General features: G+C 63.1%; 24 protein-coding genes. 11 read left to right on the top strand and 13 right to left on the bottom strand.

What is annotated here, in order from left to right; translation table 11 throughout:
• Positions 1-21: 21 nt before the first annotated feature.
• From rpoD to rpsU, 4 genes are all read right to left on the bottom strand, one after another.
• Positions 22-1,917, bottom strand: coding sequence for an RNA polymerase sigma factor RpoD (rpoD, locus tag ACZ41T_RS11330; RefSeq protein ID WP_464923964.1), 1,896 nt, complete (start codon positions 1,915-1,917; stop codon positions 22-24).
• 164 nt (positions 1,918-2,081) lie between these two features.
• Positions 2,082-3,779, bottom strand: a complete 1,698-nt coding sequence (gene dnaG, locus ACZ41T_RS11335) for a DNA primase (RefSeq protein ID WP_464921500.1) — start codon at positions 3,777-3,779, stop codon at positions 2,082-2,084.
• A gap of 39 nt (positions 3,780-3,818) precedes the next feature.
• On the bottom strand, positions 3,819-4,265 hold the full coding sequence (locus tag ACZ41T_RS11340) for a GatB/YqeY domain-containing protein (RefSeq protein ID WP_464921501.1): 447 nt from the start codon (positions 4,263-4,265) through the stop codon (positions 3,819-3,821).
• 30 nt (positions 4,266-4,295) lie between these two features.
• Entirely contained in the window at positions 4,296-4,508 is a 213-nt protein-coding gene (gene rpsU / locus ACZ41T_RS11345) for a 30S ribosomal protein S21 (protein WP_059752194.1), read from the bottom strand.
• Positions 4,509-4,587: 79 nt separating this feature from the next.
• Here rpsU and tsaD point away from each other — a divergent pair, with 79 nt between their 5' ends.
• A complete protein-coding gene (tsaD, locus tag ACZ41T_RS11350; RefSeq protein ID WP_464921502.1) occupies positions 4,588-5,610 on the top strand; it encodes a tRNA (adenosine(37)-N6)-threonylcarbamoyltransferase complex transferase subunit TsaD in 1,023 nt (340 codons plus the stop codon).
• A 22-nt stretch (positions 5,611-5,632) separates the two neighbouring features.
• Here tsaD and ACZ41T_RS11355 read toward each other — a convergent pair whose 3' ends face one another.
• Both ACZ41T_RS11355 and plsY read right to left on the bottom strand, forming a co-directional pair.
• On the bottom strand, positions 5,633-6,433 hold the full coding sequence (locus ACZ41T_RS11355; protein ID WP_464921503.1) for a hypothetical protein: 801 nt from the start codon (positions 6,431-6,433) through the stop codon (positions 5,633-5,635).
• A gap of 15 nt (positions 6,434-6,448) precedes the next feature.
• Positions 6,449-7,051, bottom strand: coding sequence for a glycerol-3-phosphate 1-O-acyltransferase PlsY (plsY, locus tag ACZ41T_RS11360; protein WP_464921504.1), 603 nt, complete (start codon positions 7,049-7,051; stop codon positions 6,449-6,451).
• A gap of 65 nt (positions 7,052-7,116) precedes the next feature.
• Here plsY and ACZ41T_RS11365 point away from each other — a divergent pair, with 65 nt between their 5' ends.
• Genes ACZ41T_RS11365 through ACZ41T_RS11375 form a run of 3 tightly spaced genes read left to right on the top strand, consistent with a single transcriptional unit; the run spans position 7,117 to position 9,166 of the window.
• Positions 7,117-7,479, top strand: coding sequence for a dihydroneopterin aldolase (locus tag ACZ41T_RS11365; protein ID WP_464921505.1), 363 nt, complete (start codon positions 7,117-7,119; stop codon positions 7,477-7,479).
• The gene (locus ACZ41T_RS11370) at positions 7,476-8,213 is read left to right on the top strand and encodes a sulfite exporter TauE/SafE family protein (protein ID WP_464921506.1); all 738 of its coding nucleotides are present in this window, start codon (positions 7,476-7,478) and stop codon (positions 8,211-8,213) included. The genes ACZ41T_RS11365 and ACZ41T_RS11370 overlap by 4 nt, the downstream gene beginning before the upstream one ends.
• Entirely contained in the window at positions 8,210-9,166 is a 957-nt protein-coding gene (locus ACZ41T_RS11375) for a M14 family metallopeptidase (RefSeq protein ID WP_464921507.1), read from the top strand. Before ACZ41T_RS11370 ends, ACZ41T_RS11375 begins: the two co-directional genes overlap by 4 nt.
• Before the next feature lie 181 nt (positions 9,167-9,347).
• On the opposite strand, the gene xerD is transcribed toward ACZ41T_RS11375, so the two are convergent.
• From xerD to ffh, 7 genes are all read right to left on the bottom strand, one after another.
• The gene (xerD, locus tag ACZ41T_RS11380; RefSeq protein ID WP_464921508.1) at positions 9,348-10,238 is read right to left on the bottom strand and encodes a site-specific tyrosine recombinase XerD; all 891 of its coding nucleotides are present in this window, start codon (positions 10,236-10,238) and stop codon (positions 9,348-9,350) included.
• Positions 10,219-10,689, bottom strand: coding sequence for a methylated-DNA--[protein]-cysteine S-methyltransferase (locus tag ACZ41T_RS11385; RefSeq protein ID WP_464921509.1), 471 nt, complete (start codon positions 10,687-10,689; stop codon positions 10,219-10,221). Before ACZ41T_RS11385 ends, xerD begins: the two co-directional genes overlap by 20 nt.
• A gap of 75 nt (positions 10,690-10,764) precedes the next feature.
• On the bottom strand, positions 10,765-11,160 hold the full coding sequence (gene rplS, locus ACZ41T_RS11390) for a 50S ribosomal protein L19 (protein ID WP_464921510.1): 396 nt from the start codon (positions 11,158-11,160) through the stop codon (positions 10,765-10,767).
• Positions 11,161-11,261: 101 nt separating this feature from the next.
• Complete coding sequence (gene trmD / locus ACZ41T_RS11395) at positions 11,262-12,029, bottom strand: tRNA (guanosine(37)-N1)-methyltransferase TrmD (RefSeq protein ID WP_464923965.1); 768 nt, start codon at positions 12,027-12,029, stop codon at positions 11,262-11,264.
• Between the two features lie 10 nt (positions 12,030-12,039).
• Positions 12,040-12,546 (bottom strand): ribosome maturation factor RimM, encoded by a 507-nt coding sequence (rimM, locus tag ACZ41T_RS11400; RefSeq protein ID WP_464921511.1) that lies wholly within the window; start codon positions 12,544-12,546, stop codon positions 12,040-12,042.
• Positions 12,547-12,575: 29 nt separating this feature from the next.
• Positions 12,576-12,830, bottom strand: coding sequence for a 30S ribosomal protein S16 (gene rpsP / locus ACZ41T_RS11405; protein WP_464921512.1), 255 nt, complete (start codon positions 12,828-12,830; stop codon positions 12,576-12,578).
• Between the two features lie 74 nt (positions 12,831-12,904).
• On the bottom strand, positions 12,905-14,248 hold the full coding sequence (gene ffh, locus ACZ41T_RS11410) for a signal recognition particle protein (protein ID WP_464921513.1): 1,344 nt from the start codon (positions 14,246-14,248) through the stop codon (positions 12,905-12,907).
• A gap of 116 nt (positions 14,249-14,364) precedes the next feature.
• Here ffh and ACZ41T_RS11415 point away from each other — a divergent pair, with 116 nt between their 5' ends.
• The 7 genes from ACZ41T_RS11415 (at position 14,365) to zapD (ending at position 21,785) form a co-directional block, all read left to right on the top strand.
• On the top strand, positions 14,365-15,120 hold the full coding sequence (locus tag ACZ41T_RS11415) for a cytochrome C assembly family protein (protein WP_464921514.1): 756 nt from the start codon (positions 14,365-14,367) through the stop codon (positions 15,118-15,120).
• A gap of 46 nt (positions 15,121-15,166) precedes the next feature.
• The gene (locus tag ACZ41T_RS11420) at positions 15,167-16,465 is read left to right on the top strand and encodes an HlyC/CorC family transporter (protein ID WP_464921515.1); all 1,299 of its coding nucleotides are present in this window, start codon (positions 15,167-15,169) and stop codon (positions 16,463-16,465) included.
• A gap of 94 nt (positions 16,466-16,559) precedes the next feature.
• Positions 16,560-18,278: a type IV-A pilus assembly ATPase PilB gene (gene pilB, locus ACZ41T_RS11425; RefSeq protein ID WP_464921516.1), complete on the top strand. Its 1,719-nt coding sequence runs from the start codon at positions 16,560-16,562 to the stop codon at positions 18,276-18,278.
• Between the two features lie 19 nt (positions 18,279-18,297).
• Entirely contained in the window at positions 18,298-19,518 is a 1,221-nt protein-coding gene (locus ACZ41T_RS11430) for a type II secretion system F family protein (RefSeq protein ID WP_464921517.1), read from the top strand.
• On the top strand, positions 19,518-20,369 hold the full coding sequence (locus tag ACZ41T_RS11435) for a prepilin peptidase (protein ID WP_464921518.1): 852 nt from the start codon (positions 19,518-19,520) through the stop codon (positions 20,367-20,369). Before ACZ41T_RS11430 ends, ACZ41T_RS11435 begins: the two co-directional genes overlap by 1 nt.
• A complete protein-coding gene (coaE, locus tag ACZ41T_RS11440) occupies positions 20,369-20,977 on the top strand; it encodes a dephospho-CoA kinase (protein ID WP_464921519.1) in 609 nt (202 codons plus the stop codon). The genes ACZ41T_RS11435 and coaE overlap by 1 nt, the downstream gene beginning before the upstream one ends.
• 52 nt (positions 20,978-21,029) lie before the next feature.
• A complete protein-coding gene (gene zapD / locus ACZ41T_RS11445; protein ID WP_464921520.1) occupies positions 21,030-21,785 on the top strand; it encodes a cell division protein ZapD in 756 nt (251 codons plus the stop codon).
• The last annotated feature ends 21 nt before the right edge of the window (positions 21,786-21,806 follow it).

Genomic DNA, 21,806 nt, shown 5'->3' on the forward strand with positions numbered 1-21,806 from the left:
GCCACTGGCCGGGCTGAGTGCTTACTGTTCGCCGCTGCCGACAAAGCTTTTCAGCTTTTCTGAACGGGTCGGGTGGCGCAACTTGCGCAGGGCCTTGGCCTCGATCTGGCGAATCCGCTCTCGCGTCACGTCGAACTGTTTGCCGACTTCTTCCAGGGTGTGGTCGGTGTTCATTTCGATGCCGAAGCGCATCCGCAACACCTTGGCTTCGCGCGAGGTGAGGCTGTCGAGCACATCGCGGGTGGCGTCGCGCAGGTTGGCGTAGATCGCGTAATCGTCGGGCGACAGCGTGCTGGAGTCTTCGATGAAATCGCCAAGGTGAGAGTCTTCGTCGTCGCCGATCGGCGTTTCCATGGAAATCGGCTCCTTGGCGATTTTCATGATCTTGCGGATCTTGTCTTCGGGCATTTCCATCTTCAGCGCCAGCGTCGTCGGGTCGGGCTCGATACCGGTTTCCTGCAGGATCTGGCGGCTGATGCGATTCATCTTGTTGATGGTTTCGATCATGTGCACCGGGATGCGGATGGTGCGCGCCTGATCGGCGATCGAACGCGTGATCGCCTGGCGAATCCACCAGGTGGCGTAGGTCGAGAACTTGTAGCCGCGACGGTATTCGAATTTCTCCACCGCCTTCATCAGACCGATGTTGCCTTCCTGGATCAGGTCGAGGAACTGCAGGCCGCGGTTGGTGTATTTCTTGGCGATCGAGATCACCAGGCGCAGGTTGGCCTCGATCATTTCACGCTTGGCACGGCGTGCCTTGGCTTCGCCGGTGGACATCTGCTTGTTGACGTCCTTCAGGTTCTTGATCGGCAAGCCGATGCGTTCCTGCATCGCGATGAGCGCTTCCTGATGCGCCTTGACTTCGTACTGCACTTTGGCGAGCGTCGAGCAATACGCCTTCTTGGCGGCGATTTCCTTGTCCACCCAGCCCAGGTTGGTTTCGTTGCCGGGGAAGGTCTTGATGAAATGCGCACGCGGCATGCCCGAGCGGGTGACGCAGAATGCCATGATCTTGCGCTCGTGCGAGCGTACTTCTTCCACCGCATTGCGGATCTGTTCGCACAGGCGGTCGACCTGGCGCACCGAGAAGCGGAATGCCATCAGCAGTTCGGTGACTTCGCCCTGGGCCTTCATGTGTTGTGGGCTGCCGAGGCCGTATTTGACGTGGGCGGCCTGCGCTTTTTTATAGGCCTTGCGGATGAGGTCGAGCTGCGCCAGCGCCTTGACTTTGAGTTGTGCCAGGTTGGCGGCAGCCATGGCCGCGCTGGCTTTTTCATCGTCTTCTTCTTCTTCGTCTTCTTCGGCGTCGTCTCCGTCGGCCGTGTCCTCTTCGTCGGCCGTGTCGGCGGCAGTCTCAGCGACTGGGGTTTCGGCTTCGACAAAGCCGTCGATCAGTTCGTCGATGCGCAGCTCGTCCTTTTCGACCTGCGTTGCCATGTCGAGGATTTGCTGGATGGTGAGCGGGCACGACGAAATGGCCTGCACCATGTGGCGCAGACCTTCCTCGATGCGCTTGGCGATTTCGATTTCGCCCTCGCGGGTGAGCAGGTCGACCGAGCCCATTTCGCGCATGTACATGCGCACCGGATCGGTGGTGCGGCCGAATTCCGAATCGACCGTGGTCAGCGCCTGCTCGGCTTCGGCCACCACGTCTTCGTCCGCGACGGCGGGCGCGGAGCCCTGCATCAACAGGGTTTCGGCATCCGGCGCCTCGTCGTAGACCTGGATGCCCATATCGTTGATCATGCCGATCACGCCTTCGATCTGGTCGGCGTCCAGCACCTCGTCGGGCAGGTGGTCGTTGATTTCGGCGTAGGTCAAAAAGCCGCGTTCCTTGCCCAGGATGATCAGGTTTTTCAGCTGGGTGCGACGCGCCTCGGCCTCAACCGGCGTCAACTCTTTCAGGGGGATCAGCGCTTCGGCTTTCTTGGTGCCGCCACCCGGTTTTCTTCCACGTACTGCCACAGGTCTTTCTCCGCTCAGGTTCTGCCCACGCAACCGGCCCGGGCAGAAAAAAATCTTTCAAAAACCGGTAATTGTACCGCAAACCGGGACTTTGTCTTGAGGCGTGTGACAAGCTAGAATCGTGCTAGTTCAGTCAATTCCTGGCGTTCGCCGGCGCTCAGGCTGTCCAGCGGCCGCGTCGCCAATTCCTGCCAGCGGCGGCGCTGCCAGTCGTCGCGCAGCTGCTTGACGGCGCCATCGAATTCCGCGTTCCAGTCCCAGCTATCATCTTTGTCGAGCAAATCCGTCATCAGTTCCTCGATCAGCGGTTCAAGCGTGCTGCCTTTGGCGGCTTCGGTGAGTGTTTGCGGCTTGAGCGGACCCACGTCGCGCAGCCAGCTCATCAGTTCGCTCATGTGCCCGCATAACGGGTCGTTCACGTTCAGCCAGCAGGGATCGACTTCGGCGACGCGCTGCGGGTTCATTAGCAGGGTGCGGGCCAGGCTGCGCACGCGCGATGGTGCCGGCCGCCGCTGCGGGCGCAAGAGGGGGCGCCGGACGACACCGGGCTTCGTCCCCAGGAGGCCGATCTCATCGGCCTGCAAGTGCGCAAGTTCTGCGATTTGCCGCTGGATCAGACGGGCCAGCAGCGGCGCACCAATTTTCTCCAGCAGGGGTTTCGCTTCCTTGATCAGCGTGGCGCGACCCTCCTGGCTGTCGAGGTTGCGGTCGCGCGACAGTTCGCGCACCAGAAAGGCCGAGAGCGGCAGGGTGTCGGTGTCCAGCAGTTTCAAAAAGGCAGCCTGTCCGTGGGCACGGATGGTGCTGTCGGGGTCTTCACCTTCGGGCAGGAACAGGAAGCTGACTTCCTTGCCGTCCTGCAGCGCTTCCAGTGAGTTTTCGAGTGCGCGCCAGGCGGCCTTGCGGCCGGCGTTGTCGCCGTCGAAAGCGTAGATCAGACGGTCGGTGTGGCGCAGCAGGGTGCGTACATGAATCGGTGTGGTGGCCGTCCCCAGTGCGGCGACGGCAAATTCCACGCCGTGCTGCGCCAGTGCGACTACGTCCATATAGCCTTCGACCACGATCGCGCGTCCTGCAGCCTTGATCGCGGCGCGTGCTTCGAACAGGCCGTAAAGCTCCGAGCCTTTGTGGAACAGCGGGGTTTCCGGCGAATTGAGGTATTTCGGCTCCCCCTTGTCGAGCACCCGGCCGCCGAAGCCGACAATCTGGCCCTTGATGTTCTTGATGGGGAACATGATGCGGTCGCGAAAGCGGTCGTAGCGTCGATTGTCGCCGTCGATGACCAGTCCCGATGCGGCGAGGGCATCCGCCGTGTAATCGGTGAAAACCTGCTTTAGCGGTGACCACCCTTCCGGCGCGTAGCCGATGCCGTAGCGGGCGGCGATGGCGCCGGTCAGCCCACGCTTTTTCAGATAGTCGATGGCGCACGGCGTCTGCTTGAGTTGTTTTTTATAGAACTGCGCGGCCTGTTCCAGCGCCTCCCATAGCGCGGGCGGCGGCTTGGGGCGGTCGGGTTCGCCGGATTCCGGCACTGGCAGGCCGGTATCCTGCGCCAGCGCCGCCACCGCGTCGGGAAAGCCCATGTGCTCATATTCCATCAGGAAGCCGAGCGCGCTACCGTGCGCGCCGCAGCCGAAGCAGTGATAGAACTGCTTGGTCGGGCTGACCGTAAAGGAGGGGGTTTTTTCGCTGTGGAAGGGGCAGCAGGCCTGGTAATTCTGCCCGGCTTTTTTCAGCGGCACGCGCCGGTCGATGACGTCGACGATGTCGACGCGGGCGAGCAGGGTGTCGATGAAATCGCGCGGGATCATGGTTGTTGCATGATAAACCCGGGGGCGCGCGGGTGGGACTCAGCCCGCGAGGCGGGCCTTGATCAGTGCGGAAGCCTGGCCCATGTCGGCACGGCCTGCGAGGCGGGGCTTCAATAGCCCCATCACCTTGCCCATGTCCTTGACGCTGGACGCGCCGGATTCGGCAATCGCCGCCGTGACCGCGGCTTCCACCTCGGCGGCGGAGAACTGCTCGGGCAGATAGGCCTGCAGCACGGCGAGCTCGGCCTGTTCCACCGCCACCAGATCGTCGCGACCGGCCGCCTGAAACTGGCTGATTGAGTCCTTGCGTTGCTTGATGAGTTTTTCGACGATGCTGCTGACCGCAGCGTCGTCCAGTTCGATGCGTTCGTCGATTTCTTTCTGCTTGATGGCAGCGAGAAGCAGGCGAATCGTACCGAGGCGCACCGTTTCCCTGGCGCGCATGGCTGTTTTCATGTCGTCAGTGACGCGTGCCTTGAGCGACATGGGGTGGCGCGATTCTGCGTGAACCCAGAATCAATACATCTTGGGAGGCAGTTGCTGGCCGCGCAGGCGCTTGCTCTGGCGCTTGACCGCGGCGGCGAGCTTGCGCTTGCGTTCGGCGGTGGGCTTCTCGTAAAACGTGCGGGCGCGCAGTTCGGTCAAGAGGCCGACTTTTTCGATGGAACGCTTGAAGCGGCGCAGGGCGACATCGAACGGCTCATTTTCTTTGACTTTGACGTGGGGCATGTGGGGATGGCTTCCTGGAAACTGGAAAAACGAGAATAATAGCAAGCCCTCAAGGATTTTTCCAGTCCCCCCGTTTCCTATGCTTGTGCTTGGCGTCGAATCCTCCTGCGATGAAACCGGTGTCGCGCTGTATGACAGCGCGCACGGCCTCTTGGCGCATGCGCTGTATTCGCAGATCGCCATGCACAACGCGTATGGCGGGGTGGTGCCGGAACTGGCGTCGCGCGACCATATCCGACGGGTATTGCCCCTGACCCGCGAGGTGTTGGCCGGAAGTGACCGCACACTTTCCGATATCGATGGCATTGCCTACACCGAGGGGCCGGGGCTCGCCGGCGCCTTGCTGGTGGGCGCCGGGATGGCGCGTGCGCTGGCTTATGCGCTGGCCATCCCCGCGGTCGGGGTGCACCACCTCGAAGGCCACATGCTGTCGCCGCTGATTTCCGATACGCCGCCGCAATTCCCGTTCGTCGCCCTGCTGGTGTCCGGCGGGCACACGCAGCTGATGCTGGTGTCCGGCGTCGGATGCTACACCCTGCTGGGCGAGACGCTGGACGACGCGGCGGGCGAGGCTTTCGACAAGACCGCCCAGCTGCTGGGGCTGGGCTATCCGGGCGGGCCGGCGCTGTCGGCGCTGGCGGCTACGGGCGATTCCGGCCGCTTCAGTTTGCCGCGTCCGATGTTGAATTCGGGCGATTTCGATTTCAGCTTCAGCGGGCTCAAAACCGCAGTGCTGACGCTGGTACGCAAGGTCGGGCTGGGCGAGGCGGCTGACATCGCTGCGGCGTTCCAGTCCGCGGCGGTGGAGGTGCTGGTGAAAAAAAGTCTGGCGGCCTGTGCGCACAGCGGCGCAACGCGGCTGGTGGTGGCGGGCGGCGTCGGCGCCAACGCGCACTTGCGCGAGCGGCTCACGCGCGACGCCGCGGCGCGCGGCATCGACGTGTTCTACCCGCGGCTGGAATTTTGCACCGACAACGGCGCGATGATCGCCTACGCCGGCGCGCAACGGCTGGTGTCGCGGCTGAAATTGCCATCGGCACAGCCGGATCTGACGTTCGCGGTCAAGCCGCGCTGGGAACTGGCGACGCTCGACGCCGCGTAACGGGTTGAAACATCGCGGCGATTTACTGCTTGAAGATCGGGTAGGCCTCGCGCAAGGCCTTGAGCCATTTTTCGCTGCCGGTCAGTTGTGCAATCTGCTCGGGAAACAGTAAAAATCCGACCAGCACCGCCATCAGACTTACCAGAACAACCGTGCCAAAAATACTTTCCGGCCGCAGCACGCCCCAGTAGCGGCTGACCAGAAACAGCGTGTCTTTCTTGTGTTCCGACATCAGCAGCCAGCGGCGCAGCAGCTTGACCGCGAGGTAGGCTGCATAGCCGCCCATCAGCGAGGCAAACACGATGCGGAAGATGGCGAATACGTCGATTCCGCCGCCGAGATACTGGTGGTACAGCCAGGACACGAAGCCCAGCGACAGCGACGCCAGAATGGCGATGGCGACGTTGATGAACAGCCGCCGCCGCTCGCGCGCGAGGTCGCGCTGCCGCTCGATGAAGAAGCCGTCGATCTCGCGCTTGAAGTATTCGACCTTTTCCTGCACCAGCGACGAGAGTTCCGACTTGGCATGGACGATGCGCGCGTCCATCACGGTGCCGAGTCTTTCTCCGGCGTAATCGACCAGTTCGCGCACATCGTCCTTGGTGAACTGGCGCTGGGCATGCAACTCGTCGGAAATCTTGTCGAGCTTGGTGTCGATTTCCTGGCTGGCGCGCCAGATGACGTCCTTCAGCTCGGTGCCGGCCTGCAGGACGCCGTCTTTCACCACATGCGACAGACGCTCGCCTGCGCGGTCGATCGCATCGCGCGACACCTCGGCAAGGCTGTCCTTTGCGTGGTCGATGGTTTTGTCGAACAGGGCCATATTCGTCGGGCCGGGTCAGGAGCGGACGCCGATGCGCCCCTCCTCGCCGTTGACCAGTTTGATGAGGTTGCTCTTGTGACGATAGACCAGCAGCAGTGCGATCGCCAGCACGGCAATCGCGGTGCTCCCCCAACCCAACAGCAGCCCGGTGTAGACCGGGGCGAGCACCGCGGTGGTCACTGCGGCGAGCGAGGAAATGCGGAATACCCCCGCCATCAACAGCCAGGTCAGCAAGCACGCCAGCCCGAGCCAGGGATTGAGGCCGACCAGCACACCGAGCGCGGTGGCGACGCCCTTGCCGCCCTTGAAGCCGAAAAATACCGGGAACAGATGGCCGATGAACACGGCCAGCGCGCACAGCAGCACGACACTGTCGTCGAGGTTGAATTGCAGCGCCAGTGCGCGCGCTGCCACCACCGCCACCCAGCCTTTCGACATGTCGCCGAGCAGTGTCAGCACGGCAGCCGCCTTGCGCCCGGAACGCAGCATGTTGGTCGCCCCCGGATTGCCCGATCCGTATTGGCGTGGGTCGGGCAGGTGCATGGCGCGGCTGACGATCACGGCAAACGAAATCGAGCCCAGCAGATAGGCGGCGGCAACAAACAGCAACGTGGTCATGGCGAAGTCAGTAAAATGGCAGGTTTGGTTGAGCCCTTGGGGCTGTGCCGTGGATGAAGAAGACTATGGATATTCTATTTTTGCGGGACTTTCGCCTCGAGCTGATTATCGGCATATACGAGTGGGAACGCAAAGTGCCTCAGCCGGTGCGGCTCGATCTCGAAATCGGCCTGCCGGACAGCAAGGCCGGCGGCACCGACAACGTCGCCGACACCATCGATTATGGTGCGGTGGCCAAGCGGGTGAAGGACTCCCTGCACAACGCGCCGCGGCCGATCACCCTGGTCGAGTCGGTCGCCGAGCATGTGGCCGCCATTGTGCGGGATGAATTCGGCGCGCCGTGGGTGAGGGTGTCGGTCACCAAGTTCGCCATCATCCCGGGCATCAAGGAATTGGGCATCACCATCGAGCGCGGCGCGCGTCTGTGAGCTTCGAGCACATGGCCGCCATGGCCGCCATCCTGCTGGCGGCGTATTTCATTCGCGGCATCACCGGCTTTGGCTCGGGGCTGATTTCGGTGCCCTTGCTGGCATTGTTCCTGCCGCTGAAATTCGTCGTGCCGCTGGTTCTGCTGCTGGATTTTACCGCGTCGATCGTGATCGGAGGCCTCCATTTCAAGCGCGTGAAATGGGACGAGATTGGCGTGCTGATTCCGTTCGGCGTTGTCGGGGTGGTGCTGGGCACCAGCCTGCTGATCAATCTGCCCCCCGGCCCCATGCTGATTGCCCTGGCCGGATTTGTCTTCATTTTCGCGCTGCGCAGCCTGTTCAATATCCACGGCGAGAAACCGGTCTCGCGCGGCTGGGCGGTGCCGGCGGCGCTCACCGGTGGCACCGTCGGGGCATTGTTCGGCACCGGCGGGCCGCCGTATGTGATTTATCTGAGCCATCGCATTCGCGACAAGAGCGATTTGCGCGCGACCTTTTCGGCGCTGTTTTTTACCGAAGGGTTGACGCGAATCGTCAGCTTTCTGGTGGCCGGGCTGCTGATGACGGCCAAGGTGTGGATCGCCTATTTCGTCGCGCTGCCGCTGGTGCTGGGCGCGCTCTACCTGGGCGGGCGGGCGCATGTCGGCCTGAGCCAGGCGCAGATGACGCGGCTGGTCGGTATATTGTTGCTGGTATCCAGCGTGTCGCTGTTGTTCAAGGCCATAAGCGTATGAGTGAGCTTGAATTGTTGCATTTTCAATCCGTGTCGTTCACCGGCCTGGCGCCGGGCACGCGCCTGATCGTGCTGGGCGCGGTACACGGTAACGAAACCTGCGGCACGCAGGCAATTCGCCGTGTGATCGCGGAGATCGAATCCGGCCAGGTGGGGATTGCCGCGGGCAGCGTCACCTTCGTTGCGGTCACCAATCCCCTGGCCTATGCCCGCCGCCAGCGCATGGGCGATCGCAATCTCAACCGCAATCTGGTGCCGACCGACACGCCGGTCGAGTTCGAGGACCGCATCGCCAACTGGCTGTGTCCGCTGCTGGCGCAGCATGATGCGCTGCTTGACCTGCATTCGTTTCATACCGCCGGTCAGCCCTTCGTCATGCTCGGACCGCAAGACAACGGCGGCACGCTGGAGCCGTTTGCACGCGCGGCCGAGGAAACCGCGCTGGCGCTGAGCCTGGGCGTGCACCGCTTCGTCGATGGCTGGCTCGACACCTATGCCGCCGGCGTCGCCCGCCGTCTGGCAGCCGGCGCGTCGTCGCGCGAGGCCGATGTGCATTATGGCGTTGGAACGACCGAGTACATGCGCGCGCAGGGCGGTATCGCGCTTACCCTGGAATGCGGTCAGCATGACGATCCGGCCGCGCCCGAGGTGGCCTGGCACGCCATCCGCAATGCGTTTGCGCATCTGCGGCTGAGCGACGCGCCCGTGCCGGCCCCAGTGGCGGATACCGAGGCGCTGCGCCTGTACCGGGTCGTCGACCGTGCCCATGCGGAAGATGCCTTTGTGCACGGCTGGTCCAGCTTCGACCGGGTGCGGATGGGGGAAGTCATCGGTACGCGCCACGACGGCAGGCCGGTATTGGCGGATAGCGATGGTTACATCGTCTTCCCCAATCCCAAAGCACTGCCGGGACAGGAGTGGTTTTACCTCGCCCGCCGCAGCACGCGGGTGTGATGGCTGAAAAAATGGATGGCCGGATATGATGCGCAGAACTGATCCTCAACTGGCGAGGTGACCGTCGCGCACGCTGTCGCTAGTTCACCGGCAACGTCGAGGCGGCACGGACAGGGCAGCGCCGGCTCGACGGTCAGCCGGGCTACAACCGCCTGATGGAGCGGATTGCTTACCCATAAATTCAGCCGCGCGGATGATGCTGCGCGTGGAGCTGTTTCATCCGTTCGCGCGCGACGTGCGTGTAGATCTGCGTGGTGGAAATATCGCTGTGGCCGAGCAGCATCTGTACCACCCGCAGGTCGGCGCCATGGTTCAGAAGGTGGGTGGCGAAGGCGTGGCGCAGGGTGTGCGGCGACAGCGGGCGGGTGATGCAGGCGGTGCGGGCATGCCGCTTGATGAGATACCAGAATGCCTGCCGCGTCATGCCGCCGCCGCGTGCGGTCACAAACACCGCATCGGAAAGCTGTCTTTCCAGCAGCAGCGGCCGCGACTCCGCCAGGTAGCGCCTGAGCCAATTCACCGCTTCCTCCCCCAGCGGCACCAGCCGGTCCTTGTTGCCCTTGCCGGTGACGCGCAGCACGCCGTCGTTGAGGTTCACCGCCGTCAGCTTCAGCCCCACCAGTTCCGATACCCGCAAGCCGGTGGCATACAGTGTCTCCAGCATCGCGCGGTCACGCAGCCCCAGCGGGGTGGCGGTATCGGCGCTGTCGAGCAGGTGTTCCACGTCGGTTTCGGTCAGTGTTTTCGGCAGCGAGCGCGGCAGCCTGGGGCTGTCGAGATTGAGCGTGGGGTCAAAGGCGATCAGGTTCTCGCGCAGCAGATAGCGATAAAAGCGCTTCAGCGCCGAGGTGTAGCGTGCCGCGCTGCGCGGTTGCGCGCGACCGACAAAGCGCCACGCCAGATAGGCTTCGATATCGCCCGTGGCGGCGGCATTTAGCGCATGGCTGCGTTCTTTTTCAAGCCAGGCGCCAAAGGTCTTCAGGTCGCGCCGGTAAGCCGCCAGCGTCAGGTTGGCCAGCCCGTCTTCCAGCCACAGGTGATCGCAGAACTGGTCAATCAGCGCGTTGTTCATGCGCCAGCAGCCAGGTTTTCACATCCAGCGGCGCGCCGCTGGAGGCATGCATGAAGCCGCCCAGACCGTTCGCCGCCACTACACGGTGACAGGGAATGAGGATGGGCAGGGGGTTCGAAGCACACGCCTGGCCGACCGCGCGCGCCGCAGTGCCGAGCCGTTTCGCCAGCGCGCCATAGGTCGCCGGCTGCCCGGCAGGAATGGCCATCAGCGCGTGCCACACCCGCAGTTGAAACGGCGTGCCGGCCGGTACGAAGAGCAGGTCGAAAGTGTGGGCGGGATTGTGCCAGTAGGCTTCCAGTTCGTCGGCGAGTTGGCGGACATGCCCGCTGGTATATCCGGTGGCGGGCGTGTCGAGGGGCAGAAGGTCCAGCCGTGTCAGGGCGTCGCCGGTAAAGATCGCGCCGAGGTGGCAGGCTGGCGCACCCAGAATGGCATCGTAGATAGGCATGCCGCATTTTAGCGCCCCGCACAAACAAAAACGCCCGCATGAAGCGGGCGTTTTGCGTTGCGGCTGGAAGACTGCTTATTCGGCAGCTACAGCGGGTGTGCCGCCTTTGACCTTGCGGGCGGGCAGCTTTTCCTTGATGCGGGCGGACTTGCCGGAGCGCTGACGCAGGTAGTACAGCTTGGCGCGGCGGACGTCGCCGCGGCGCTTGATTTCGACGCTGGCGACCAGCGGCGAATGGGTCTGGAAGGTGCGTTCGACGCCTTCGCCGGCAGAGATCTTGCGCACGGTGAAGGCGGAGTTGAGGCCGCGGTTGCGCTTGGCGATAACGACGCCTTCATAGGCCTGAAGACGCTCGCGGGCGCCTTCCTTCACTTTCACCTGGACGACGATGGTGTCGCCGGGGGCGAAGTCGGGAAGGGTTTTGTCCAGGCGGGCGATTTCTTCCTGTTCGAGCTGCTCGATGATGTTCATGATGTTTCCTTGCATCTGGCGGGAGAGGTGCGCTACCGGGTCTGTTTGGACTGCCGGGCGGACGTCACGCCGTTTCACATGGCACGGGGTTCCGTACCGCTTTAATTCCGCGGCGCACCGGGCGGGTGCGCCGCGAGAAGTTCCTGTTCCTGCTTCGACAAGCCGCGCTTCGCCAGCAGATCGGGGCGATGGGTCGCCGTGATCGTCAGGCTCTGCTGCAACCGCCACTGGGCGATCGCGGCGTGGTTGCCGCTTTTCAACACGTCCGGCACCGCCATCCCCTGCCAGACTTCGGGACGGGTGTAGTGGGGGCAGTCGAGCAAGCCGTTGGCGAAGGAATCTTCCAGCGCCGAATCGGCGTCGTTCAACGCGCCCGGCAACAAGCGGATGATCGCATCCATCAGCGCCAGCGCGGGCAATTCGCCGCCCGACAGCACAAAGTCGCCGAGCGACAGTTCCTCGTCCACGCGGCGCTGCAACAGCCGCTCGTCGATGCCTTCATAACGCCCGCACAGCAAAGCCAGTGCGCGATTCTGGTTTAGCGCGGCTTCCTTCAGTTCCATCACCCGCTGGTGTGTCAGCGGACGCCCGCGGGGGGAAAAATGCACCACCCACGGCGTCAAGTTCTCGCTGGCCAGATCCTGCTGCACGGCGTTCAGCGCGCGCTCCAGCGGCTCGGCCTGCATCAGCATCCCGGGGCCGCCGCCGTAGGGGCGGTCGTCCACCGTGCGGTGCGGGTCGTCGGTAAAGTCGCGCGGATTCCACGACTTGAACCGGTACAGCCCGCGATCCAGCGCCCGCCGGGTGATGCCGTAATCCAGCACGGCATCGAACATCTCGGGGAAGAGGGTGACGGCATCGAAGCGCACCCCTTCCATCTTAGTAATCCTCGCCCCAGTCCACCTCGATCTGGCCGCCTGTCACGTCGACCTTGCCGACGAAGGCCGCGACGAACGGGATCAGGTGTTCGCGCGTTCCCTTGACGACCAGCACGTCGTGCGCGCCGGTTTCCAGCAGGCTGTCCACCCGCCCGAGTTCGACACCTTCGCGGTTGACGGCTTTCAGACCGATAAGATCCGACCAGTAAAACTCGTTTTCCTGCGGCGGCGGCAAGTCGCTGCGCGCCACCGAGATTTCCTGGCCGCGCAGGGTGTACGCCGCGTCGCGATCATCGATGCCGACCAGTTTGGCGACCAGGGTGTTGCTGTGATCCTGGACGGCCTCGACGGCGTAATGCACCTGCTGCTCGCCACGTCCGACGCGCCAGGATTCAAAATCCATCAGCGTTGCCGGGTCGTCGCTGAAGGTCTGGACCTTGACCCAGCCCTTGATGCCGAACGGGGCGGCGATGCGCCCCATCACGATCCAGTCGCTATCTTGGCTCAAGTATCTCGGCCCTGCTGTCCCGATTGAAATCAGGCAGCGGCAGCGGACTTGTTCTGCTTGACCAGGCGGGCGACGGTGTCGGACAGCTGTGCGCCGTTGCCGGTCCAGTAGCTGATGCGTTCCTGATCCAGGCGCAGCGCTTCGGAGCCCGCAGCGGCGACCGGATTGTAGAAGCCGACGCGCTCGATGAAGCGGCCATCGCGGCGGCAGCGCGAATCGGCCACCACCACGTTGTAGAAGGGGCGGTTTTTAGCGCCGCCGCGCGAAAGACGAATAACGACCATGATTTAACCCACTGGGTAAACGGAGAAAACCGGGAATTATACCCAAAAATCCCCGACTTGCCAGTGTGCCGGCATCACCGCATTCCGGGCAGCATGCCTTTCATGCCGCGCATCATTTTGGAGATGCCACCCTTGCCCATCATTTTCATCATCTTCTGCGCCTGCTCGAACTGCTTCAGCAGCTTGTTGACTTCCTGTACCTGCACCCCGGCGCCGGTGGCGATGCGGCGCTTGCGGCTGGCCTTGATGATGTCGGGCTTGCGGCGTTCCAGCGGCGTCATGCTGTTGATGATGCCCTCCAGCCGGTTGACGGACTTGTCGTCGGCGCCCGCCGGCACGGCCATTTGTCCGGCGCCGGGGAGTTTGTCCATCAGCGCCGAGAGACCGCCCATTTTGCGCATTTGCTGGATTTGCGACTTGAAGTCCTCGAGGTCGAAATCCTTGCCTTTCTTGACCTTGTCGGCAAGCTTCCTGGCCTCGGCCATGTCGACCGAGCCCTGCGCCTGCTCGATCAGCGAGAGCACGTCGCCCATACCGAGAATGCGCTGCGCCATGCGCTCGGGGTGGAAGGCTTCCAGTCCGGTAGGCTTTTCGCCGACGCCGATGAACTTGAGCGGCTTGCCGGTGATGTGGCGCACCGACAGCGCTGCGCCGCCACGCGAATCGCCGTCGAGCTTGGTCAGCACGATGCCGGTGAGCGGCAGTGCCTCGTTGAAGGCGCGGGCGACGTTGACCGCGTCCTGGCCCTGCATGGCGTCGACCACGAACAGGGTTTCGACGGGATCGACCGTGGCGTGCAGCGCGCGGATCTCATTCATCATCGCTTCGTCGATTGCCAGCCGGCCGGCGGTGTCGACGATCAGCACGTCATAGAACTGGCGGCGCGCATGCTCCTGCGCGGCCTGCGCGATTTTCAGGGGGTCGCGCTCGTCGCCTGCCTCGAAAAAGCCGACGTCGAGCTGGGTGGCGAGCTGTCGCAACTGGTCGATGGCGGCGGGACGGTAGACGTCGGCGGAGGCGAGCAGGACTTTTTTCTTGCGGTTCTTCAGCAGCAGCGCGAGCTTGCCGCTGGTGGTGGTTTTGCCGGAGCCCTGCAGGCCGGCCATCAAGATCACGGCGGGCGGCGTGGCGGCCAGGTTGAGGTCGGCGTTTTCGCCGCCCATCAGGCGGGTGAGCTCTTCGTGGACAATGCCGATCAGCGCCTGGCCCGGCGACAGGCTGGCGAGCACTTCCTGGCCCAGCGCGCGGGTCTTCACCGCTTCGATGAAGTCCTTGACCACTGGCAGCGCGACGTCGGCTTCCAGCAAGGCCAGGCGCACCTGGCGCAACGTGTCCTGCACGTTGGCTTCGGTGATGCGCGCCTGTCCGCGCAGGGACTTGACGACGCCGGCGAGGCGTCCGCTTAGATTATCTAGCATGGCGGTTCTTTAACACGTCTTCCTTGTTGCCGCTATGGGCGGCGTGGATAATGGGGCTGGCTGAATTCAGAGTTCCATTTTAACGAATGTCTCCACTATTGCTGGTTACTTTATGTGTGAGCGCGCTGTATGGCTGGGTGGCCTGGCGCCTGCGGCGCCCCTCGCCCGCCACGTCGGTGCGCTGGCTGCTGCCGCTGGCCCTGCTGGCCCACGGCGCGCTGATTTATCAGTCGATGCTGGGACAGGGCGATATCCGGCTCGGCTTCGGCAATTCCCTGTCGACGATTTTGTGGCTGACCGCGCTGACCTACTGGCTGACGAGCCAGAGTACGCCGCTGGCGCGCCTGCAGTCGTGGGTCAGCGGGCTGGCGGCGGTGTCGGTGCTGGTCATGGCGTTTTCCCCCGCCACCCATGCCATTCCCGACTCGCAGGCACTGGCGCTGCGCACGCATCTGGTCGTGTCTTTTCTCGCCTATGGCCTGCTGGCCGTAGCGGTCTTGCATGCGGTGCTGATGACCATGCTGGAAAAGCAGCTGCATCGCGGCGCGCTCATGCAGGACGGCGCGCCGCCGCTGCTGACGCTGGAAGCAATGCTGTTCAGGACCATCGGCGTCGGATTCGTGCTGCTGACCCTGGCGGTGTTCAGCGGCGTGTTTTTCTCGGAGGAGCTCTTCGGAACGCCTTTGCAGTTCTCCCACAAGTCCGTGTTCGCCATCCTGTCCTGGCTGGTGTTCGGCGGCCTGCTGGCGGGGCGGCATTTCCGCGGCTGGCGCGGGCGCACGGCGCTGGTCTGGACGATCACGGGCTTTATCCTGCTGCTGCTGGCCTATCTGGGGACCCAGTTCGTGATGGAAGTGCTGCTTGGGCGCTGAATTCCGCCCACCGGCGCCTTTGCGCCGCTTTTTTCGGGAATAGCCCTTGGAAGCCCTCTCTATCGATACCCTGTTCGGCCTGCTCGCGGGCCTGTTGTTTTTGTCGGCCTGCTTTTCCGCATCCGAAACCGCCATGATGGCGATCAACCGCTATCGGCTGCGCCATGCTGCAGAAACCGGCCACCGCGGCGCGATGCTGACGCTGTCGCTGCTGAATCAGACCGACAAGCTGCTGGGCGTGATTCTGCTCGGCAACAATCTGGTCAATATTGCGGCTGCGACGTTGGCGACGATCATTTCCATACGTCTGTTCGGCGAATCGGATCTTGCGCTGTCGCTGGCGACGCTGCTGCTGACCTTCCTGATCCTGGTGTTTAGCGAAGTCACACCCAAGGTGCTCGGCGCGTCCTATCCCGAGCGCGTCGCCTATCCGGCCGCGTATGTGCTGATGCCGATGCTCAAGCTGACGTATCCGGTGGTCTGGTTCGTCAACCTGTTCGTGCATGGCATCCTGCGGCTGTTGCGGATCAAACCGCCCGAGCCGGGGCACGGCAGCCGTCTCGGCCTGGAGGAGTTGCGCACCATCGTGCTGGAATCGTCCGGGGTGTTGCCGCGCGAACACCACAGGATCCTGGTGAATCTGCTGGAACTGGAAGACATCACCGTCGACGATGTAATGACGCCGCGCAACCAGATTGAGGCGATCGATATCGAGGACGCCCCCGAGCGGCTACGCCAGCAGATTTCCACCAGCCACCATACCCGGCTGGTGGTGCATGCGGGCTCGTCCGACAACCTGCTCGGCGTGCTGCATGTGCGGCGGGTGCTGCACGCGCTGGCCGGCGAGGAACTGGATCCTGAGACCCTGAAGGAAAATCTCGAGGAGCCCTATTTCGTTCCGGCGGGGACGCCGCTGTTTACCCAGTTGCGCAATTTCCAGGGCGGCCGTCGCCGCCTGGCGCTGGTAGTCGACGAATACGGCGAGCTGCAGGGACTGGTGACGCTGGAAGACCTGCTGGAGGAAATGGTCGGCGAATTCACCACGCAGGCGCCGTCGGACACGGGTTACCTGCGGCGTGAAGCGGATGGCAGCTGGCTGGCCGAGGGCTCCGTCCTGCTGCGCCATCTGAACCGCAAGCTGGGCCTGTCGTTGCCGCTGGACGGTCCGAAGACACTGAATGGCCTGCTGCTGGAGCATTTCGAGGACATTCCCGAGGCGGGAGTGAGCATCAAACTGGGCGGCGTGCCGGTGGAAATCGTGCAGACACAGGATCGGGCAGTGAAGATGGCGCGCATCTATCCGCCGCCATCCGATGCCGGCTCGTCCGGAAACACCTCAATTTAGGCGAAAGATCGCCGTTAAGGCCTGTGATCGCCCATTCGCCGCTTTTCGGCGAGTGAGGAATAACCTGATGCTGGACTTGTCTGGAACCGAGCTAATGGCTGCTGTGACAAACACCAATAATTTAACCGGACTGGCACGCGCCATGGTCAACCATGGCTGGCTGTCCGAGGACGATGCCGAGGGCGTATGGAAGCGCGCCAGCCAGTCGGGTGAATCGTTCGTGACCGAGCTGATCAAGGGAAAGCGTTTCAAGGCCGACCAGGTCGCCGAATTCGCGGCCATCTCGTTCGGCTACCCTTTCCTCGATCTGAATGCCATGGATGTGGAGAACCTGCCGCAAGGGGTGCTCGATCCGAAGCTGGTGCAAAAACGGCGCGTGATTGCCCTGTACCAGCGGGGCAACAAGCTGTACGTGGCGACCTCCGACCCGACGCATCTGCAGGCGCTGGACGAAGTGAAGTTCCAGACCGGGCAGGCAGTGGAACCAATGGTGGTGGAGGACGACAAGCTCGGCAAGCTGATCCAGAAAGCGGGTGAGGCAGACGACAACACGATGGCGGTGTTGAATACCGAGGAACTCAATCTGGATTTCGCCGACGAGGAAAGTGCCGCCGCTGCCCAGCAGGATACTGGCGGCATCGAAATCGACGATGCGCCGGTGGTGCGCTATCTGCAAAAGATCATGCTGGACGCCATTAATCAGGGTGCATCCGACATCCATTTCGAGCCCTACGAAAAATACTACCGCATCCGCTACCGCCGTGACGGCATCCTGTCCGAAGTAGCGCAGCCGCCGATGGCGATCAAGGACAAGGTGGCCTCGCGCATCAAGGTGCTGTCGCGGCTGGATATCTCGGAGAAGCGCGTGCCGCAGGACGGCCGCATGAAAATGGTGCTGTCGAAGAGCCGTGCCATCGATTTCCGGGTCAGCACCCTGCCCACGCTGTATGGCGAAAAGATCGTCATGCGGATTCTCGACCCAGCCAGCGCGCAGTTGGGGATCGAGGCGCTGGGCTACGAGCCGTGGCAGAAGGAACTGCTGCTGAACGCGGTGCAGCGTCCCTACGGCATGGTGCTGGTGACCGGTCCGACCGGTTCCGGCAAGACCGTGTCGCTCTACACCTGTCTGAATATTCTCAACAAGCCTGACGTCAATATCTCGACGGCGGAAGACCCGGCGGAAATCCAGCTGCCCGGCATCAACCAGGTCAACGTCAACGACAAGGCCGGGTTGACCTTTTCGGCGGCACTGAAATCCTTCCTGCGGCAGGATCCCGACGTCATCATGGTCGGCGAGATCCGCGACCTGGAAACCGCCGACATCGCCATCAAGGCCGCGCAGACCGGCCACATGGTGATGTCCACCCTGCACACCAACGACGCCCCCGGCACCCTGACCCGCCTGCTGAACATGGGCGTGGCGCCGTTCAACGTCGCTTCCTCGGTGATCCTGATCACCGCGCAGCGGCTGGCGCGCCGCCTGTGTTCCTGCAAGCAGCCGACCGACATTCCGCAGGAAGCCCTGCTGGCGGCCGGATTCACCGAGGACCAGCTGGACGGGACCTGGCAGCCCTATAAACCGGTGGGCTGCGACATCTGCGGCGGCACCGGCTACAAGGGGCGGGTAGGTATTTACCAGGTGATGCCGATCACCGACGCCATGACGCGCATCATCATCAAGGGCGGTAACGAATCCGATATTGGCGACCAGGCGCGACGCGAAGGCGTACGCGACCTCCGTCAGGCAGGCTTGTTGAAAGTGAAAGCAGGCCTCACCTCGCTGGAAGAGGTCGAGGCCGTTACCAACATCTAAGGTCTAAGGAATTTTCTGTATGGCTACAGCGGTAAAGGCAGTCAAGGACGCCACCTTCCTGTGGGAAGGCATGGACAAGCGCGGGAAGAAGGTCAAAGGCCAGATGATGGCCGGCGGCGAAGCCGTGGTCAATTCCGTGCTTCGCAGGCAGGGCGTCACCGTCACCAAGGTCAAGAAACAGAGCACACTGTTTTCGAGCGGCAAGCGCATCAGCGACAAGGATGTCACCCTGTTCACCCGTCAGCTGGCGACCATGATGAAGGCCGGGGTGCCGCTGCTGCAATCGTTCGAAATCGTGGCGCGCGGGCATTCCAACCCATCGATGCAGCGGCTGCTGCTGGAAATCAAGGCGGACATCGAGAAGGGCAGCAGCCTTACCCAGGCGTTCGGGCGCCACCCGCTGTATTTTGACGCGCTGTTCTGCAACCTGGTGGGTGCGGGCGAATCGGCCGGTATTCTGGATGGCGTGCTCGAACGCCTGGCGATCTACAAGGAAAAAATCCTCGGTATCAAGAGCAAGATCAAGTCGGCGCTGTTTTACCCGGTTTCCATCATTGTGGTGGCGTTCGTCATCACAGCCGTCATCATGATTTTCGTCATTCCGGCGTTCAAGGATCTGTTCAGCAGCTTTGGCGCGGATCTGCCGGGGCCGACCCTGGTGGTGATGGCAATATCGGACTTCTTCGTCGAATGGTGGTGGGCAATTTTCGGTGCCGTCGGCGGCGGGATCTATGCCTTGCTGCAGGCCTGGAAGCGCTCGCGCAAGGTGCAGATGTTCATGGACCGGGTGATGCTCAAGCTGCCGATTTTCGGCGCGGTGATCGAAAAGGCCACCATCGCGCGCTGGACGCGTACGCTGTCCACCATGTTCGCCGCCGGCGTGCCGCTGGTCGAAGCGCTGGAATCGGTGGGCGGGGCGTCGGGCAACCAGGTATTCGTCGAGGCCACCCAAAAGATCCGTGGCGAAGTTTCGACCGGCACCGCGCTGACGCAGGCAATGCAGAATTCCGGACGTTTTCCCAACATGGTGCTGCAGATGACCGCCATCGGCGAGGAATCCGGCGCGCTCGACTCCATGCTGGGCAAGGTGGCCGATTTTTACGAAGCCGAGGTGGATGACGCCGTGGCGGCCCTGTCCAGCCTGATGGAACCGATCATCATGGTGGTGCTGGGCGTACTCATCGGCGGCATGGTCATCGCCATGTACCTGCCGATTTTCAAGATGGGCTCGGTCGTCTGATGGAACTGCTGCACACCGAACCAGCCCTGTTCACCGGGCTGGTTTTTTTATTCAGCCTGCTGGTCGGCAGCTTTCTCAACGTCGTCATCCATCGCCTGCCCAAAATGATGGAGGCGGAATGGCATGCGCAGTGCGCCGAGCTGCGTGGCGAAACGCCTGCTGAATCCAGGCCTTACAACCTCGCCGTGCCGCGTTCGGCCTGCCCCCAGTGCGGCCATCGGATCACTGCGCTGGAAAACATCCCGCTGCTGTCTTGGCTGTGGCTGCGCGGACGCTGTTCTGCGTGCAGCGCACCGATCGGTGCGCGCTATCCCCTGGTCGAATTGCTCACCGCACTACTGTCGGCGGCAGTGGCCTGGAAGTGGGGCGTGAGCGTGCAAACGCTTGGCGCGCTGCTGCTGGTGTGGACGCTGGTCGCACTGGCGTTCATCGACCTCGACACCACCCTGCTGCCCGACAGCCTTACCCTGCCGCTGCTGTGGCTGGGGCTGCTGTTCAATCTGGACGGATATTTTGCCAGCCTGCCGGATGCTGTCATCGGCGCCATGGCCGGCTACGGGGTGTTGTGGTCGGTGTACTGGCTGTTCAAACTGGTCACCGGCAAGGACGGTATGGGCTACGGCGACTTCAAGCTGCTGGCGGCCATCGGCGCCTGGCTCGGCTGGCAGATGCTGCCCGTTACCCTATTGCTGTCGTCGGTGGTCGGCGCGGCGATCGGTATCGCGATGATCGTGCTGGTGAAGCACGACCGGCGCATGCCGATTCCCTTCGGCCCCTATCTGGCCGGCGGCGGGCTGGTGGCGCTGTTCTTCGGTGCCGACCTGACCCAGGCTTATCTCGCGCAATTCTGATGTTCACGGTCGGCCTCACCGGCGGCATCGGGTCCGGCAAGTCGACCGTCGCCGATTGCTTTGCCGCGCTGGGCGTGCCGGTGATCGATGCCGATGTCATTGCACGCGACCTGACCGCGTCCGGCGGGGCGGCACTGCAGGAGATCCGCGCGGTGTTCGGCGAGACACTGATGCAGGCCGACGGCACACTGGACCGCGCCGCCCTGCGTCGCCGCGTGTTCGCCGACAGTGCGGCGCGGCGTCAGCTCGAGGCCATCCTGCACCCGCGTATCCGGCGGGTGGTGGGGGACATGCTCGCCACGTTGACCGCACCCTATGCGCTTGTCGTGATTCCCCTGCTGGTGGAAACCGGCGGCTACCGGGAGATGCTGAACCGCGTGCTGGTGGTCGATTGCCCGGAAGATGTGCAGATCGCGCGGGTGAAGGCGCGCAGCGGACTCGCACATGACGAAATAAAAGCCATTCTCGCGGCACAGACCGGGCGCGCCGAACGCCTGGCGGTGGCGGACGATATCATCGCCAATACCGCAACGCCGGAGGCATTGCGTGCCGAAGTGGCTGCGCTGCACCAGCGTTATCTGGCCCTTGCCAGCGCGCCGCCGCCTTGATTTTCCATCTCAATCAGCGACAATCGACCCATCCGAACCAACGCGTCGCGGCGTGATCCATTACGAATATCCCCTGAGCGAACGCATCCGCACCCTGCTGCGGCTGGAGAGTCTGTTCGAACGTTTCGATGCCTATGCCGCATCGCCCGATCCGCATGCGCATCATGCGGCCTTGCTGTCCTTGTTCGAAATGGCGGAAGTGGCAGCGCGCGCCGACCTCAAGTCCGATCTGCTGCAGGAACTGGACCGGCAAAAAGCCGTATTGGCGGCGTTGCGCGGCAATCCGCATGTGCAGGGCGAAACGCTGGAAAAGGTGCTGGCGGCGATCGAGTCGGCGCACAATGGCATTTATCAGTTGCCAGGAAAAGTCGGCCAGCATCTGCGCGAAGACGACTGGCTGATGGCCATCAGGCAGCGCGCGGCCATCCCGGGCGGGATGTGCGAGTTCGACCTGCCGTCCTACCATTACTGGCAGCACCAACCGGCCGAACAACGCATACAGCAGTTGCAGTGCTGGCTGGCGCCATTTTCATCCATTCGTGCCGCGGTCGACATCGTGCTCGGCTTGCTGCGCGACAGCGGCCAGCCCGAAATCCAGCATGTAGACAATGGCCACTATCAGCGCATGCTCGAAGCGCGCAATCCTCAGCTGATCCGCGTCGCTCTGGGCGACAATCTGCCGTGTGTGCCCGAGATATCCGCCAACAAATACATGCTCAACATCCGTTTCGTGCCGGCGGGATCCGGGCAGCTGCGCGCCTGCACCGCCGGGCCGATCGATTTTGACCTGACCTTCTGTACCCTGTGAAGCCCGCTACCAAACTACCCG

The sequence above is a fragment of the Thiobacillus thiophilus genome (assembly GCF_055378705.1).